Here is a 17,222-nt window from a genome sequence, read left to right as displayed (position 1 = left end):
GGGCGGCATCGCCGTATGGCGTGAGCCCGGCTGGCGCCATACTCAGCCACTTTCATGATCCCTGATGGCGGTAACCATCAGCCAACCCAGAAGATAAGCAAGGCTCAGCGACAGGAAGACCACGAGGATGTTCTTCAGCGCATAGGGCATCTCCGCCTCATCTGGCAGATGCGGCGGCACCAGGATTTCCAGATAAAGCTGTTGCCGGCGTGCATCCGCCCTGGCAGCCTCCAGCGAATCCAGTGCCGACATGAGTGCCTTGTTGGAAAATTCCCGCATGAGAACGAGGCTCTCGTAATCAGCAATCCTAGGTGCGACGGAACTGTCGGAACCCACCATCTTCGAGCGTTCGTTCTCGATCTGCTGCTCCAGTGCGGCTATCTGGCTCGTCAGGAAAGGGATGGAGTTGCTGTCGGGCGCGGTCTTGCGTGTTTCAGCGAGGCGAGCGCTGGTATTGGCCAGTTCTGCACTCAGACCGGTAATGAGATCGACCATCGATAGGGAACTGGCATTCGGGTCGATCATCAACTCCTTGTTTCTGAAGTTCGTTATATTTTTCTGGGCATCGATGACACGCTGTTGTGCCTCCTGCACTTCTTTGTCGGCGAAGCGAACGGCATCACCACGCGCACGATCGTTCAAGCGGTCGAGGAGATCCCCGCCGAGCGTCAACAGCGTGTTGTTCAGATCGGCGGCGTCCTGTGCATGAAAGGCGGTTGTGCGCAGCACAGTGATGCCGGTGGTGTCATTGTGGATGACGGAGACTCGATCCGAATAGTAGCCGTAGAGTTCCTCCTCGCTGTTGCTTTCCCAGAATCGCGGAAACCGCGTCAGCCAGTCGGCTTGTGGGCTGCCGAAAATGGCCCGCACGGGAAGTCGATCCCCAAGCTCCTTCAACGCCTGTCGCGAGCGGATATATTCCTGCACCGAGAAGGTGTCGTCCTGCGAGCGGGTTATGCCACTGTTCTGCAGCAGGGAGCCGAAGACGTTAGATGATGGTGGCGCCGCCATGCGCACGACGAAAGACGCTTCCGATACATAGATCGGTGCCGCAACGAAAGCGAAATAGCCGCTGACAATCAAAGTGGGTACGATGACCACAAGTCCGTAGATGGCAAGCCGACTGGTGCCTTTGCGGCGCTTCTTTGCCTTCGGAAGCGTGGTGAAGGATCGCGCAATCGCTTTGCGGAACGGCTGCCGGCCCGGCTTTCCATCGAGCTCCTTGCCCTTGGCCTCGGAGTTTATAAGAGCCATGTCTGTACCCTTCCTGTTGATTGCCTGCGATTGTAAGCCGTCATGCATGAATCCGTTGCGGTAACTGTCCAAAACTGACGCAATGAAGATTGAGTGGGCAGCCTTCGACAGTATCGTTGAGCGGCGGTCCGGTACGGGCCACCTGCGGAACTGGAGCCCTCCGAATGAATACGATGCCGAACAACTCCCATGCCCGTTCGCAGTTCGTCACTGGATTGAAGATCCAAGCGCGGGTTCTCGGGGCGTTGATCATGCGTGAGATGCTGATCCGCTACGGGCGAGAAAACATAGGCTTTCTGTGGTTGGCCCTGGAGCCGATGATCCTGACCGGCGGCGTCATGTTTACCTGGACTCTGCTCGATCATGGCGCACACGGGTTGACGATCGCCGGCTTTGTTTTGAGCGGCTACATGCCCCTGACGCTCTGGCGCCACATAAGCGGGCATGCCGTCTCGTGTCTGCGCCAGAACTTGCCCTTGATGTATCACCGGCAGATACGTCTTGCGGACGCATTGATTGCGCGTGCGCTTTTGGAGATCGCCGGCACGACGGCAGCTCTGATCGTAGTCTACACGATTGTCCGTTTGGCGGGCTTCATACCGCCATATCACGATCTCGGTTTGCTTTTGGCGGGCTGGCTGTACATGTCCTGGTTTTCCTTCGGCGTAGGGCTGATCTTCGCGGCCGCCTCCGAACGCTTTGAATTTGTGGATAAATTCATTTCGCCGTTCCAGTACCTCACGCTGCCAATTGGCGGCATGTTCTTCATGGTGGCCTGGCTGCCAAGCGGATTGCAGAGGCTCGCGCTTTATGTCCCTACCGTTCACTGCTTCGAACTGTTTCGCGCCGGCATGTTCGGCGATACCGTTGAAACCTTTTACGATTTTGGCTTCATCACCAAAGTTTGCCTGTTCACCACGGTCATCGGCCTCTTCCTGGTCAACCAGGCGCGCAACCATATAAAGTTCGAATAGGACAGCGATCGTCTGGTCCTGGGGAGCGCCCTTACCTGGCATAGAGGGGGACCTGACTCTGAAACTCGAAGGACCGTAGCAGCGTTTCACGCAACTCCCTGCGATTGGGGAGAGCATAGTGATTGAGGAAGGTCAGGGCCGACTCAGGCTCGCGCCCTAGGATCCAGCGAAAGGCCGCTACGACATCGTGTGAATCGACTGGATCGCCAAAATGGTTTTCGGCAGGATTGCTTATCCTGGCGAAAAGATAAGGCAAGGCTCCATGCAGAATATCGAGGCTGAACCGCTGCAGGTTCTGGTTCGATAGTGCGGTCGTGGTGAAGGCATCCATCAGTCCCGAGTAGTTGGTGAGCGTGGAAACCAGATCGCTTGAGCGAGGCAACCCCTCGAAACCGCCGTCAGTGTGAAATTGCGCCGCTATTTCCTTCCAGACATTCTCCGAATAATGCATGGGCGCAGGCCCGTATAGGGCGGTATCGTCGGAATAGAGGTGAAGCGACGGCGCCAACACCCGGCTGTTCTTGATGCGCTCTAAACAATAGTCGATGAGCATGCGAGACATCGGATAGCGCATTTGCCAGCGGCAAAAATCCACCATGTATGTATTGCTATCGATGAGCGCCCCGCGATAGTCGGCAGTGGGCGGAGCATCGAGAAGGATAACCTCGGTTTCAGGCAGATCTTTTATGACGAAGTCACAGAATTTCCGCATCGCGTCGACAACAAGGGTCCAAAATTCGCGGTTGCCGAAAGGAATGACCGTTAGAATGCTGAAAGCATCGCGCTGTAAATCTGGTGCGGCTTCCAGGAGTTCGTAAGGCACCGTCAGCAGAGTGTTCTTGTAGCGCATCAACGAGGCGCGCGTGACCCGGCTGAAATCAATGACGAGAGTTTTTGGCGCGGCTTTCTTCAATCGGCCGCAGAAACCTTTCCGTGCCTCGAATCTCAGTCGTTTTTTGATCGATTCCGGCCAAGCCTCGATGGCTTTGATGGTGACTTTCCGGTCATCCATGAAGCTGGCAACGTTTATTCCGTAGCAGAAGAACGTGATCTTGCTATCGGGGAATGCGTATTTGACGAATTCCTCGCTCGGGCACGAGCCGTAGTACGCGATCTCACTCATGTCATTGCCCCGCCTTGCTCAATAAGGTCTCCATGACGGACGCCAAGCGCGTCAGCTCTTCAAATCACGGCCATATTGTTCAAAGACTATTGTTTAGAGAGCTGCCTCCTTCACGCGTTGTCGCTTGGCTTTTGCTGGCCTCAAGGTCAGCCCGAGGCGTTGCACGCGCTCGCCGACTTCGTCAGTACGATCTCCATGGACAGCCAGAATATTCGCCACCGCACCGACGGGGAAATTCTCGTCGAGTTCATCAGCTGTTGCGATCTGCGTCAGCTGTTTCTGTTCGCTTGTCCAAATATGATAGCCACGTTCCGAAAGGTGGCGATAAATTGCACCTGGCGAGGTTTTGGAGAGTACTCCAAGCATGTCTCGATTGATCTCCATCAGCAGAGATGGCTTGTGTGCCGTTATGGTTCGCTGAGCGCCCTTCAGGAACAAACCTTCCGCACCCTCGATATCGACTTTCATGACATCTGGCCTGAGATTGCCGATGACGTGATCAAGCGTCTCGACTTTCGTCATCCGGCCAACCCTGTTGTCTGCCGCATTCGTAACAAGTCGCGTCGCACCGGCGTTGACCGTGTTTTCGGCATCGTTGAGCTGCAGTTCTCCCGGAGCATCCGCCAGCGCGAGCTGCCGAACGCTGACACGATCTTCAAAACCGTTCTCCATAATGGAGCGGTTGAACAGATCCCAAAGCTTGGGCAGCGGCTCGAAGGCAAGCACTGTGCCCCTGAAGGATGGATGCGCCGCCGCGGAAAGCGAATAATAGCCGACATTGCCGCCGACATCGATCAACTGACCGTTGTCGGGGAGGATCGCCTTGACGAGATCGATATCAAACTTCTCGTATTCGCCGTTCATGATGCCGAATGAAATATGGTATTGGCGAAGATCGAGATACAATTTGAAATTGTATCTCGTTTCGAATAGCACGAAGATCGACCTCGGTACAAAATTGTCGAAAATCAGCTCACCGTGACGCTCGTGAAATTCATTGGAGCTGAGAAAACGCCTGCGATGTTCGGCGAGCGGAATGTCCGTGAGCTGCAGCAAATTTTGCCCGATCGCATTGCGCTCATCCTCGTTTATCGGGCGGCCAAGGATAAACTTGTAACAATTCTCGATATCGTAAAAACTCGTCACTTTGTTGCCCCTTCGTCCTGCAGACGATCCAGATAAATTCTGATCCCTTGTTGCGTCTGTATTGTTATTTTCCATCGTCATGTCGTCGATCGCCGCAGGGTTGAGCCGGATAGCAGTACCCGCATGCGTTGTGGCGCTCGTTGTGCTGCATAGCGCCGTGCCGAAAAGTCGGCTTCGATCAATGCTTCCAAGTCGTCGAAATGCGTGTCCCATCCCGTCGCAAAGCTTGGTCTGGTTCGGTGTTGCCGGGCTGCAGCGATCATGTCTACGGCGGCTCTCCAGCTCAGCCCGTCGAGGGGGTCGAGGAAAATTGCCGCTTGACCGGCGGCGGCCTCGCGGTGCGCAGCGATGTTGGACGCGACAACCGGCGTGCCCAGAGCGAGTGCCTCGGTAATCGGCATCCCATAACCTTCCGCAAAGGACGGTGAGAGCAGAGCCGCAGCTCCGGCCACCAGCCGTGCCAAGGCGGCATCTTCCAAGCCGGGCACCTCGATGACGAGCCCCGGCAGGGCAGGGCAGCGCTCCAGCATCGCCAGGATATGGCTGTTTTCCCACCCTCTCTTACCCACGATCACCAAGGGTGGCGCTTTGGGGCCATCGCGTTCGGCCAGGTGCTGCCATAGGCGAAGGAGCAACATGTGGTTCTTGCGCGGCTCGATCGTGCCGATCGCCACGAAATACGGCTTTTGGGGAAGGGCGAAATCATCGATCGCCCCCTGGAAGCATTGCTCGACGCCCGGCGGCAGCACGGCGATGGAGGGCAGCCTCTTGTTGTTTTCTTGCGCGAAAGTGCGCAAGGCACGTGCCGTCACCTGCGAATTGCACAGAATGAGACTGGCGTGCTGCAATACCGTTTCCATACGGCGGCGATGCCGTTCCGGCTCTTCGGGTCGCACGAATTCAGGATGAGATAGAGGAATGAGATCGTGGACGTAGAAGACGCTATTCCTGCGGGTCTCTCCGAGCCAGGAAAAGGCGGATGTTCGCTCCAGGCGGCTGTGAGATACGTGCACGAAAGATGCGCTGCCGGGGAGCGCCACGCCTTGGGCGAAGTGATTGGCAACGACATGCGCGATCTTGCGAAGCCTTTGAGACTGAGCCTCACCAGCCTTTAGTTCTGCGGATATCTCCCATCGGATCTTGCCGTCAATGGCGGCAAATATTCGCTCGAGCAGAACTGCCTGAGAAGCGGATACCTCGGTCGACGCCCAGCGCGTGTTGAGCATCGATACCAGCCGATCGGCCCGATCGGTCGCGACGGAGATTGCCCCATGGTGGCCGGTTTCGACAAACCAGGGCGATTGCGGTTGTTTGGAATCATGCCTCGGCAAAACGCGTTTGCGACGCTCGTTCAGCCAATCTGCATAGTGCAGCTCATAGCGGTCAATGCCTGTCGGTGTCGAGCAATGCGCCCGTTCCATCAATCGCGAGATATCCATTACAATCGGGTTCATCGCGATTTTCTCGTGTCAAGCATGTGGATGATCTGCGTCAACAATCGACGACGCGACGGATTGGGTGCGGTGCCCAGCCGAGCGTTGTAAAGCTCGGCAACGACGTCTTCGGGCCTGCAAGGCAGATTCGTGATGTTCGACCAGTAGCGCGGATAGAGGATCAACGAGCCGGCAACCAAGCCATCAAGGCTCAACATGCGTTTGCGCCGAAGCGAGACCACGCTGTCGTGCGTAAGACCCCAGCCGGCATAAAATGGCAAACCATGACACCAAACCGGCTTTTCCCGCAGCAGGGCCTCGAAGCCGATCTGTGACGTTGCGACATGAACTTCGTCGACGACGCTCAGGAGCTGATTCAGATCGACATTGCCGATGACGAGGTCCGCAACTTCTATTGGCGACAGCAAGTCTGACTGATCTGCCTTCGCCAGGAGATCCGGATGCTGCTTGTAGAGGATGAATGCATTGGGCCTGAGACGCCGGACAGCTCTCAACAATTCGATGTCGGATGCATGGCTCGGCATGCCGAACCGCAAGGAGGCGTCATTCGGAACCTGCCCGGCAACGAGAACGATGGCACGTTTTTCGGCCAAAGCCCTGTAATCAGGAGCCGGTTGCGGGGGGAGGTTATATTTGGTGATGCCCATCGAAACGATGGCTTGACGAAGGCTTTTGGCGCGCTCGAGGAGAGCGGCGTCGAAGTTCGTTTCATTCAGGATCGTTTCGAGTTGGCTCGGAGCGGATGCGTTGAAATAAATGCCTTCGGCGTCGAAGCATAGAGAGGAGGGGGGCACTAGCGAGGTGCCGAGTCCCGCCGACCGAATAAAGCCGTCTTCGATGCGAACGATCGGCAATCTCTTGCCCTGTTTCAACAGCATGCTTTCCTTCGGAGGCGGCGTATTCCCCCAAAGGACGATAGTGTCGGCATCTGCAATCTGCTCAGCAGTCGGATTGGTGGCGAACTGAACCTGTGATCGTGGTCCGGTCAGATAGCGCCGCATGACCGAGCGCTTGTGCAGCGAGAAATTCACACAAAGATAACGGCCGGAAAGCGATTGCGCACGGCTGCGCCATTCCAGCAGCCGATCGACAGCCTGCTCGGCGGCGATCGAACGACGCGATACCGGATCGACGTATCGTGAATATTGAAGGAATGCAGCATCCGCGAACTCGTCAATGTTCACGCGCCGTTTGCGACGCGCTCGCGTGGCGATCGCCACCGTACCTTCGGCGCGATCCTCTGTAAGACCCCACCCGGCGTAGGCCGGCATGCCGAAGGTGGTGACCGGTATTTTCCGGAGGAGTGCGTCCAGCCCGAGCTGGCTCGATACTGTCCAGACCTCGTCGACTGCGTCCAGCACCGAATGGGCAGAAACGGCACTATCAATAAGCTGTGCCCGACCGCCATGGGCGTGCGGAGCGAGGAAACCTCTGGCACGTCCCGCAACCACGTCTGGATGGCTCTTGATGATGATGTCGGCATTTTTCTCGGCCAGGGCAGCGGTCCACATTCTTTTGAATGTGGCTGCGTCGGCGCCAGCGCCTTCAACGGAACGATCGCCCACCACCTGATCGACAAGCAATATGCGTTTGTGGCTGCTCCGGCGCAGCGATACGACCCCTTCCGGCAAGTGATTGTACTTGGAAAGCCTCTCGTGGACGATCCATTGCCGGAGGTTCCGCGCGCGTTCAGGGTCGCTATCGCAAAGCTCGCTTTGAATTAGCGCTTCGAGGCGGGAGGGGCCATGAGCGGAGAAATGGATGCCGAGATCATCGGTGACCATGGAAACCGAAGGTGCCGAAGGATCGCCGCCGACCGATCGCAGGAATCCGTCCCCAACAGCCCAGAATGGAAGCCGGTGAATGCGCGCATAAAAATGAGCGAGGCGAGCATGAGGTCTTCCTCCCCACCCGACGACACCGTCTGCGGCCCCCATAGCCAATTCGATCGGCCGCAGCGATGCAGAGATCGCAGCACCGATCAGCGGAAAATGCTGACGGGTCGAAAGAAATGCGAGCAGCCGTGAATTGGCGGGAGGCAACCAGGACGCACGTGCCTGTCGATCCGCGGATGAGGGCGGCATCGCCTGGGAAGAAATCGTCAAATCAGAATACATAAATCCCCCCAATGCCCTGGTCAGAAGCGGTTGTAGTTGCCAAGGCGCAGATGGCGCCGGCGCCGCGCTTCCGCGGGCAGCAAGAGAGGAATCGCTCCCCGGGGGACGGGAAGCTGTGTCTGGACGCTTCGGCTGCGATCGCGGCAGTGTAAAGCACCGTCGATCAGGATTTTCGCCAAGAAGAAGCCGAGCTTTGGAATGAATGGAGTGCCGATCCAGGGCAGGAGCCGACCGAAAAGTGGCCACTGCGCCCGGCGATGCGGCTGGGCGATATCGTTGCCATGGTTGGAGACATCCCCGAGCTTTCCCATTCCGAATTCCTTGAGCCAGTAATGAGAGAGATTGCTAATAGAATGGCAGTTATCGCCGCCACAATTTCGCCTCGCCATACGGATCGCGTCGCCAAAGTATTAATTGCGACAGTTTTCCATCTATTCTTACTTGGCGAGATTAAATTTTACGATGTTGAGAATTATATTTGACAAATCAAGGATATATGTGGAAGCTTTGCCAAAAATAAAGGCTTCTCAGATGTTGTACATGCAGTTGGAAATGCGACGCACAGCTGAGTTTCCAGCATCCTGCGGAGAGCCAGAAAATACCGGTGAAAGGCTCCGGCTTTTCTCGAAGAGAGAGATTTGATGGTCTTCAAATGAGCCGCATCGAGAACAACAGAGAGTTTGCGGATTTCGTTACGTTGGTAACGGCGCGCTCCTCCAGCGTGGTTATTGGCCGGCCGCTTCCGTGGCCGCAATCGATTGCGAAATGGATGCGTTCGCAATTACTGCTGATTGTGATGGTCATCATTCCGGGCTTGCTCGGAGGCATCTACTACGGCTTCATCTGCGCCGATCAATATATTTCCGAAACGCAGTTTGTCGTGCGTAGCCCGAACCGGAATAGTGCGGGCCTGCTGAGCGGCTTCCTTCAAAGCACAGGTTTTGTCCGTGCCCAGGACGACAGCTATATCGTCACTCAATTCATCAAATCCCGAGCGGCCGTCGACGCGCTTGTCGAGAAGGACGGACTTAAGGAAAAACTTTCGCGCCCCGAGGCGGATTTCCTCAGCCGTTACCCCTTGTCCTGGAGCGAGGCCAACGGCGAGGGGCTGTTCAAGCACTATCTCGATATCATCAATATTCGCACGGATACGGGTAGCGGCGTTACAACACTGAGCGTGCGGGCTTTTCGGGCGGACGATGCCCAGCGGCTCGCAAGTGCATTGGTTCAGCATGCCGAGGAACTCATCAATCGTCTTAACGATCGCGCCAGGGCTGATGCCATACGCTATGCGCAGGTCGAGGTGAGCGACAGCCAGGTCAGGCTATCGAACATGCAGAAGACATTGACGGATTTTCGCAATCGCGAATCGCTCGTCGATCCGACGAAGCAATCGACAGCGGCGCTCGACATGATTGCTCGGCTGTCGGACGATTTGGCCGCAAGCAAGACGCGCCTCGCCGCTCTTGACGAACAGGCGCCGCAAAGTCCCCAAGGGGAAGCATTGCGGGCACGAGTGACTGCGATGGAGCGTCAGATCAGCGAAGAAAGAGCACACATCGTTGGCAATGACGGGTCGATGGCCCCGCGTATCGCGCAATATGAACAGCTTCTGCTGGAGCGGGAGATGGCAGCCAAGATGCTGACTTCGGCCACGGTCTCCCTTGAAAACGCGAAAATCGATGCGCAGCGGCAGCAATTGTATCTGGAACGAATCGCTGACCCGAACCTGCCGGATCATGCGCTTTACCCGAAGCGTATCGTGGCATTCTCGATGCTGCTGGCCATTTGCTTTGCATGCTTCTGGATCACGCGCTTTTTTATCAATCAGGTCTACGAGCACGCGGCGCAGCAATGAGTGGTCTCCCTTCCAGTCTTTCGCAGTTCGTATCGTCTAATGCGCCGGCGCCACAAAATTTGAATCCGGAACAGGAGGATGGGATCGTCGGCGTCTTCGATCTCGTCAAGGAATACGAAGTGAACGGCCGCATGCACCGGGTGCTCGACGGTCTGACCTTCAAGATCGGTCGTGGCGAGAAGATCGCCGTTCTCGGGCATAATGGTGCCGGCAAGTCGACACTTGTCCGCATGATCGCCGGCATAGAAGAGCCAACCTCCGGCAAAGTGGTCCGCAACATGTCGATGTCATGGCCCATTGCCCTGAGCGGCGGCTTCGGCGGTTCTATGACGGGGTTTGACTGCATGCGCTTCCTGTCGCGAATCTACAACAAGCCGTTTGCCGAAATTAGGGATCAGGTCGACGAGTTCAGTGAGCTGGGCCGATACCTGCGCATGCCCATCAGAACATATTCATCGGGCATGCGCGCGCGGCTGGCTTTTGGCATGTCCCTTGCCATCGATTTCGATTGCTATCTCATCGATGAGGTGCTCGCAGTCGGTGACAAACGCTTCCAGACTCGCTCGTTCGAGGAGCTCTTCGTTAAACGCAAAGATCGTTCCATGATCATTGTGGGACACAATCTCAACGTGATTGCCGATCTCTGCAGCTCGGCACTTGTGCTAAAAAAGGGCCGCGGTCGCGTCTTTCATGACATTGAAGCGGCATTTAGAATCTACTCCACATTGTAGATATGCCGTTTTTGCGCTGTTGGCTTCGAAGGCTGCGCACGGTGCGGCATGCCACGTCTCCAAAGTGATACAGTATCAGGGAAGGGTGAGCAGAAGGCTCCTCCATGTTCGACACGACTTTAAAGTCGATTCAACCGTCGCCTGTCGCCGCGAAGGCCCTGAATCGAATTATGTTCGTATATCGCACAAATGGAGTGACGTTACGCGCCTACCGGTTGCTTGGATTGCTTCGTCTGCTTTTCAGCGTTTCTGCAGTGGTGTTTTGATACCGCACTCGCAACTATCTCCACGCACAGCTGTACTTACTAAATTAGAATATTAATATTCAACCCTTGATAACATGCCCGACCAATATAGTTATTTGATCGGATGCATTTTGTCCGACGATGTCGCGAACGCAATTTCGCCTTCTGCGAGAATGAGAGGCGGTAGGATTCTGTATAACATCGTCACTATCTGTACTGTGTTGTCAAAAATTGATGTGCTAATTTAACAATGAATAATGTAAGGTAAGCTGAATGATTATACCCCGTTAGAACTATCGAAGGGGATGAGACCATGGAGTCATCGTAGAGGACGCTAAAAAATCTGACCTGAGTAGAAATCAAATTTAAGTGATTTCTAATATGCAACTTACGATTTTGAGTAGGATAGCGGATGGCGATGCTGGGAAGAGTTGTCGAACAATGCGTTGGGACTTTTGAGGTATACTCTCGTGATGCAATAGTTCGCAATCTTGACGTGCTTGAGCCAAATTGGAAATGGTCGGTTCCTTCGGATTCCAGCGGCGATTATTCCTTTAAATTCAGCAAGCAACCCCTTCAATCCGCCTCCATCATCAGCGCTGAACATTCTGGAGCGCTGGAAGGGGTGGCCAAACACGATCTGCCGCGTGTGAGCATCATATTTGTTCTGGCGGGAGAGATAGAGGTCAACCACAGAAGGATGCAAAAGAAACTGCGCATCCCTGCCAACAGTGTCGCTAGCATCACTGACCGTAACGGCAAGCGGCTGGATATCAAACCGCGAAGCTCGTGGCTCGTATTTCAAATACCAGAACCCGTTTTAAGGCAGCATTTCGAGGAATTGACGGGCAAGCCCTATGTGCAGGAGTTTTCTCTCTCGCCAGTCAGTTTTCGCCAGGGCGGCGCTCAAGGTCTCTACCAAACTCTTCGTCAGGCTGAAAAAGATCTTATGACTGCGCGCCCGGCCGAACGGGTGATGTTGGCAAAGGCCTACAGCGAACTGCTGCTAGTCAAGCTGTTTGCAAAGCTCCCGCATAATCTGACCGACGCCTTTAGCCGAGGCACATTGGAGGATGCACCGCGGCAGCTTCTGCGAGCCGAGGCATTCATGCGCGACAATCTGCATAACGCGATCATGCTGGAAGATCTCGCCAATGCAGCCAGCTGCAGTGCGCGCGCCCTGCAACGCATGTTCAAGACTTATCGCGGCGATACGCCGATGGGAATTTTATGTAACTACCGGCTTGCCGCCGCACATGGAGCCATCAAGGGCGGACAGGCGGAGAGCATCACCGATCTGGCAATGAGCCTGCAGTTCTCCAATCCCGGACGGTTCTCCGTTCTCTACAAGCACGCTTATGGCTTTAGCCCCTCATCGATCCTTCGTTTTACCCGGGAGCATAGTGACGATGCCAGGACAGCATAGTGCGCTGAGCACATCGAAGCCCAGTCATAACCGCCTCCGTGCCGTTCAGGATAATCGATGCCATTGAAGTTTGGACTGCTCTTTGTTCTTGCCTGCGTTCTTACGGGCTGTGCACTACCGGAGGCCGGACCTAAGGCCTCCCGAATACTGGAGGAGGCGGCGGCACGCGCGGTACCGCCGTTTGCATTGGTCAATGTGACATCGCCGGCAATGGTCAACTTTGCCGCTCGGCCCGAACCGAGCCTAGCTGCCTATTTCGGCGAAGGCGCGCGAGATCCCGGATTGCGCATTGCGGTGGGTGACGTCGTTTCGGTGAGCCTCTGGGAAGCGCCACCCGGCAGCCTATTTGGAACGGCCTCCGCTATCTCAAGCCAACAGCAGGCAACCGGTAGCGCGGTCACGATCCCGCCACAGACGGTAAACGCCGACAGAACGATCAGCATTCCCTACGTGGGCCGCATAACCGCCGCAGGCCAGACACCTGCGGCTGTCGAGCGCGCCGTGGTCTCCGGTCTCGCCGGAAAGGCCGTTCAGCCTCAAGCGCTGGTGACCGTGCAGCAAAGCGTCGCAAACACCGTCACAGTCACCGGCGAAGTTGCTGGCGGCGCACGTGTTTCGCTTTCGCCGGCCGGCGAAAGGGTGCTTGATGCAATCGCTGCGGCAGGAGGCTTGCGCGCTGGCGTCAACGAGAGCGTCGTCTATCTGACGAGGCAGGGGAGAACGATGCATCTTCCCTTCACCGCGATCGTTCAGAGCCCGCGCGAAAATATAAGATTGCGACCAGAAGACGTGATCACCGTCGTCCGCTCGCCGAACACCTATACGATCCTCGGGGCGTCGGGCCAGAATGGCGAAGTACCCTTCAGTGTGCAGCATCTGAGCATGGCCAATGCGGTCGCTCGCGCAGGAGGCTTGCAGGATACTCGCGCCGATGTCTCCGGTGTCTTCCTCTTCCGCTACGAAACGCAGGAGGTGGCTCGCCGTGTCGTCGCGCCCAACAATCCGCTTCTTCGGCGAGGAGGCCTGGTTCCGATCGTATACCGCTTCGACTTGAAGAATGGTTCGACGCTCCTGACGATGCAGAACTTCGAGGTCCAACCACGGGATATCATCTACATTTCCAATGCCTCGTCGATCGATATCCAGAAATTCATGGGTCTCTTCCAGGGCCTTACCGGAACGGCATTGAATGCAGCATCCGTAGGCATAGCAGCAACCACGGCGAACTGACGGCATAGGTTCGCCGGCAAGCAACCGACGCGGAAAGCGGAAATGACGTAGCAGAGATTGAGGGAGCCATCACAATGTTGTCCGGCCTACGGACTGCACTAAACGCAGGTTGGTTTGAGGGGAATAAAATGGGTACGTCCGCGCTGCTGCACCTCCATGAATTGATCGCCTTCGATCGGCAGCAAGCCGAGATTGCTATTTTGCAACGCGTGAGCAGCGCATATCTCGGCAATAATACCGCTCTGGTCCGCGTGCTGGGGCGCTACAAACTCTATGTCGATACCCGCGACAGAGGCTTTGGGTCACACATCCTTCTGGACGGCTTTTGGGAAATATGGCTGACGCTATTCTGCGCCCGCAACGTGAAGCGTGGCATGACCGCCATCGATGTCGGCGCCAACTTTGGCTATTATTCCGTCCTTCTGGCCGAGCTTGTTGGCGCCAAAGGTCAGGTGGTCGCCGTGGAGCCCAATCCCCACGCTGCGGATTTCCTACGTCGCAGCGCCGAGCTGAACGGAATGATCGGGCGGACGCGCATCGAAGGTCTGGCGCTTGGCAGGAACGCTTCAGGTGACGCGCCTCTCTACGTGCCGCATAATGAACCGAAGAACGCGCTGATCGTCCTGGAAGGCTTCGTTCCCCGCATCGAGGACGGCAGCGTCATCAGGGTTCCGGTCACGACACTCGATCGGCTGAGTGCATCGTGCGAGCGCGTCGATTTCATCAAGATCGATGCCGAAGGGGCTGAGGAGTTCATCTTCGAAGGGATGAGCGAAACCATAAGCCGTCACCGGCCGATGATTGTCGTGGAGTTTAATCCGGCACGATACACGGATGCCGGCGGCTTTTTCGATCGGCTCGCCGCTATTTATGGCTCGATACGGCGTCTCGATTTCAGCGGTGAAGCCGTGCCGGTTGCGCGCGAGGACCTGCTGTCCAAATACGCAAGCGATGATTCCCTGCTCGTTCTTTCCCCCAACAAACCGGCGTGAGGCCGGAGACGGCTGAAAACAGAGGAGGGCAGGCGTGAGCAAGACGATCCTTTACGACGGTCTCAACCTTTCATTGAGCAAAGGAACCGGGGTCGCCACCTATACCAGGGGGTTGATGTCTGCTGCCCATTCGCTCGGATATCAGACCGGGGTCGTCCATGGATTGGCCGGAAAAGTTCCAAAGGATCCCATCCTGCGGGAAGTGGTGTTGTTCGATGATGCCAGCAACCGCAAGCCTGGGGCTAGCTTCATCGCCCGCCGCTGGCTGCGCCGACAGATCGGCGCTCCATTCGGAGTGAAGCCTGTTCCGATAACATTGAGCGGGACTGTTATTCTGAAATCGGTTCAGTCTCAGTTCGGCGACTCCGGCATGGTCTATGCGTCAAATGACGTGTTCCAGCTCGCTCGCCATCATTTCAAACGTTACGGCAACAGCCTGTCCATGAAGTTCGATGCGCAACCGGACCTTCTGCACTGCACCTACCCTCTGCCGCTCGTGGCGAAGAGGGCGTTGAACGTCTACACGATCCACGATCTGGTGCCGTTGCGCTTGCCCTATCTGACCGAGGACGACAAACGCTATCATTACAAGATGTTGCGGGCTCTGGTGAAACGAGCCGACCATATCGTTACGGTCTCCGACACCTCGCGGGCCGACATCATCAATGTGCTTGGCGTCGATGAATCCCGCATTACCAACACGTATCAGGCGGTGCATGTGCCCGAGTCGCTCCGGGAAAAGACGGAGGACGTTATCGCCGATGAGATTGCCGGCATCTTTCATCTCGATTGGAAGGGATATTTCCTGTTCTTTGGCGCCTTCGAACCCAAGAAGAACATCTCCCGATTGATCGAGGCCTATCTCGCCGCAAAGACGACAAAGCCGCTGATCATCGTTGGCGCGCCGGGCTGGAAAGGCGCGGAGACAAAGGAATTGATCGATGACGATCGCTTCCGCTTCTACGTTCGCTCCGAAGACCGGATCGTGCCGCAGCGGCAGATACAGCGTTTCGACTTCGTATCCTATCCGCTGCTGATCAGCTTGATCCGCGGCGCGCGAGCGGTGCTTTTCCCCTCGCTTTACGAAGGGTTCGGGCTGCCAGTTCTCGAATCCATGCAATTGGGGACGCCAGTCCTGAGCTCGACCGAGGGATCTATCCCCGAAATCGCCGGAAAGGCTGCGTTGCTCGTCGATCCCTACAATACCGAGGACATGCGCAAGGCCATCACCAGCCTCGATCAGGACGATGCACTATGCGACGCTTATGCCAAGGCCGGACCGAAGCAAGCGGCGCGCTTCTCGACGGAACGATATCAGCAGAAGGTGAGTACTCTTTATGATACTCTCCTCAACGGATAGGTATGGGAGGGTTCGACGATGACCATCCTCTTTGCTTTCGGCATGCCTGGCGTCATGTCTTCCTGGGGCGTTGCTGCTGTTCACGCGCTGGCGCGTGAAGCCTTCGGCGAATATACGATCATCACGACTGATACGATCGAGGACCTGAAGCAGCATGTCCAGAGCCGGTCCGGCACGCATGCCGTGCTGGTCTCGCAATTCCCTGAGGCCAGGTTATCGGAACTGATTGTCAAGATTAATGTCCCTTTTTTGTTGTGCCTCGAAGATCCGATAGATGCGGTCTCCTATCTTGCACGCGCGACCGATCAGCGGGACTTCGGGCTGGTCAGGGCCGTTTCGGCCAGCCTCGCCTGCCTCGAACCGCTGACAAGCGCGGCGGCCGGGCTCGTCTTGCGACGCAATGACATCGGGCAGCGAAGCAGCATTGATCTGCTACTCAAAAAGATAGACGAACATTTTAGCACCGAGCTTACATTCGAGCAGATTTCCAGCGCTCTGCTGCACGTCGGCATGGGTTCTCCAGACGGGGCATCGAACACCGGCGCACCGAAACTGGAGGAAGCAGCGGCAGCGGTGATCGTGGGATATCTGACGCCGAAAGAGGAAGTGCCAGAGCTCAGCGAATCATTGCGTGAGCTTGCGGGCAAAGTTTTGCGACCACTGCAGTTCGGCCGCACCGAGACTGCGCGCCCCTCCATCTTCTGGCCTCGTGAAACGTTCCTGGCGGGTGACCGATTGGGAGAAGGCCTCGATAGTAGTCTGGATCTGACCGGTGGCGCTCGCTGCCTCATCTATGGCCCGTATCTCCATCTACCTTCCGGCCGATGGGATGCCAAATTTCTCTTCGACGTCGAGGAAGATTGCCACGGCCAGATCTTTACTCTGGAAATCCACGCAAACGAGCTGCTGGGAAGGCTGCGCGTGTGCCCGCAAGGCACCGGCTCATTCGAGACCGCGGTTCCGGTGGAAGTGCTTGATCCACGTACTCCGATCGAAATACGGCTGATGATGGATAGTGGTGCCATCGAAGGGCGGCTTTCAGCCTGGAGCATCGAATGGCTCAGGGCCGCGTAGTATAGGCAATACCCTTCCAGTGCCGTTTTAAGGATGGCAGATACCCGGCGGTTGCCGCGTATTTTGCTGCCTTATTGGTCGTGCTCTACCTTGCCTGATGACATTATTGTATTGCTGAACGTTTCCAACGCCCAGAATTTTGTAAATCAAGGTTTCCCATAGCAGATTTTCCGTATTAGTGCCGCAAACCCCTCCTTTTCAGAGGATTGATAACTCGTATAACGGTTGGGAAAAATGG

14 protein-coding genes are annotated in these 17,222 nt (G+C 56.2%); 8 read left to right on the top strand and 6 right to left on the bottom strand.

Going from position 1 to position 17,222, the window contains the following annotated elements:
• Positions 1-42 precede the first annotated feature (42 nt).
• Positions 43-1,254 (bottom strand): capsule biosynthesis protein, encoded by a 1,212-nt coding sequence (locus ACQZ6F_RS01395; RefSeq protein ID WP_449095719.1) that lies wholly within the window; start codon positions 1,252-1,254, stop codon positions 43-45.
• Between the two features lie 116 nt (positions 1,255-1,370).
• On the opposite strand from ACQZ6F_RS01395, the gene ACQZ6F_RS01390 reads away from it, so the two are divergent.
• On the top strand, positions 1,371-2,228 hold the full coding sequence (locus ACQZ6F_RS01390; RefSeq protein ID WP_449095718.1) for an ABC transporter permease: 858 nt from the start codon (positions 1,371-1,373) through the stop codon (positions 2,226-2,228).
• 31 nt (positions 2,229-2,259) lie between these two features.
• On the opposite strand, the gene ACQZ6F_RS01385 is transcribed toward ACQZ6F_RS01390, so the two are convergent.
• From ACQZ6F_RS01385 to ACQZ6F_RS01365, 5 genes are all read right to left on the bottom strand, one after another.
• The gene (locus ACQZ6F_RS01385; RefSeq protein WP_449095717.1) at positions 2,260-3,351 is read right to left on the bottom strand and encodes a DUF6270 domain-containing protein; all 1,092 of its coding nucleotides are present in this window, start codon (positions 3,349-3,351) and stop codon (positions 2,260-2,262) included.
• 93 nt (positions 3,352-3,444) lie between these two features.
• Complete coding sequence (locus ACQZ6F_RS01380; protein WP_077468199.1) at positions 3,445-4,497, bottom strand: FkbM family methyltransferase; 1,053 nt, start codon at positions 4,495-4,497, stop codon at positions 3,445-3,447.
• A 77-nt stretch (positions 4,498-4,574) separates the two neighbouring features.
• A complete protein-coding gene (locus tag ACQZ6F_RS01375; protein ID WP_449095716.1) occupies positions 4,575-5,951 on the bottom strand; it encodes a glycosyltransferase family 4 protein in 1,377 nt (458 codons plus the stop codon).
• Positions 5,948-8,068, bottom strand: coding sequence for a capsular polysaccharide biosynthesis protein (locus ACQZ6F_RS01370; protein ID WP_449095715.1), 2,121 nt, complete (start codon positions 8,066-8,068; stop codon positions 5,948-5,950). Before ACQZ6F_RS01370 ends, ACQZ6F_RS01375 begins: the two co-directional genes overlap by 4 nt.
• A 20-nt stretch (positions 8,069-8,088) precedes the next feature.
• Positions 8,089-8,379 carry a hypothetical protein gene (locus ACQZ6F_RS01365; protein WP_449095714.1) on the bottom strand — a complete coding sequence of 97 codons (291 nt, stop codon included), beginning with the start codon at positions 8,377-8,379 and terminating at the stop codon, positions 8,089-8,091.
• Positions 8,380-8,720: 341 nt separating this feature from the next.
• On the opposite strand from ACQZ6F_RS01365, the gene ACQZ6F_RS01360 reads away from it, so the two are divergent.
• The 7 genes from ACQZ6F_RS01360 to ACQZ6F_RS01330 all read left to right on the top strand — a co-directional run bounded on the left by ACQZ6F_RS01360 (position 8,721) and on the right by ACQZ6F_RS01330 (position 16,984).
• Positions 8,721-9,926 (top strand): capsule biosynthesis protein, encoded by a 1,206-nt coding sequence (locus ACQZ6F_RS01360; protein ID WP_449096321.1) that lies wholly within the window; start codon positions 8,721-8,723, stop codon positions 9,924-9,926.
• Positions 9,927-9,985: 59 nt separating this feature from the next.
• Positions 9,986-10,657: an ABC transporter ATP-binding protein gene (locus ACQZ6F_RS01355; protein WP_449095712.1), complete on the top strand. Its 672-nt coding sequence runs from the start codon at positions 9,986-9,988 to the stop codon at positions 10,655-10,657.
• A 657-nt stretch (positions 10,658-11,314) separates the two neighbouring features.
• Positions 11,315-12,328, top strand: coding sequence for a helix-turn-helix transcriptional regulator (locus ACQZ6F_RS01350; RefSeq protein ID WP_077468205.1), 1,014 nt, complete (start codon positions 11,315-11,317; stop codon positions 12,326-12,328).
• A 57-nt stretch (positions 12,329-12,385) separates the two neighbouring features.
• The gene (locus ACQZ6F_RS01345) at positions 12,386-13,558 is read left to right on the top strand and encodes a polysaccharide biosynthesis/export family protein (protein ID WP_077468206.1); all 1,173 of its coding nucleotides are present in this window, start codon (positions 12,386-12,388) and stop codon (positions 13,556-13,558) included.
• A 74-nt stretch (positions 13,559-13,632) separates the two neighbouring features.
• A complete protein-coding gene (locus ACQZ6F_RS01340) occupies positions 13,633-14,550 on the top strand; it encodes an FkbM family methyltransferase (RefSeq protein ID WP_449095711.1) in 918 nt (305 codons plus the stop codon).
• Between the two features lie 34 nt (positions 14,551-14,584).
• Complete coding sequence (locus ACQZ6F_RS01335; RefSeq protein ID WP_077468208.1) at positions 14,585-15,910, top strand: glycosyltransferase family 4 protein; 1,326 nt, start codon at positions 14,585-14,587, stop codon at positions 15,908-15,910.
• 54 nt (positions 15,911-15,964) lie between these two features.
• Positions 15,965-16,984, top strand: coding sequence for a hypothetical protein (locus tag ACQZ6F_RS01330; RefSeq protein ID WP_449095710.1), 1,020 nt, complete (start codon positions 15,965-15,967; stop codon positions 16,982-16,984).
• Positions 16,985-17,222 lie beyond the last annotated feature (238 nt).

The sequence above is a fragment of the Rhizobium sp. A22-96 genome, assembly GCF_053521805.1.
The sequence above is the reverse complement of the archived record's forward strand: the minus strand, read 5'-3'. Positions and strand labels throughout refer to the sequence as shown.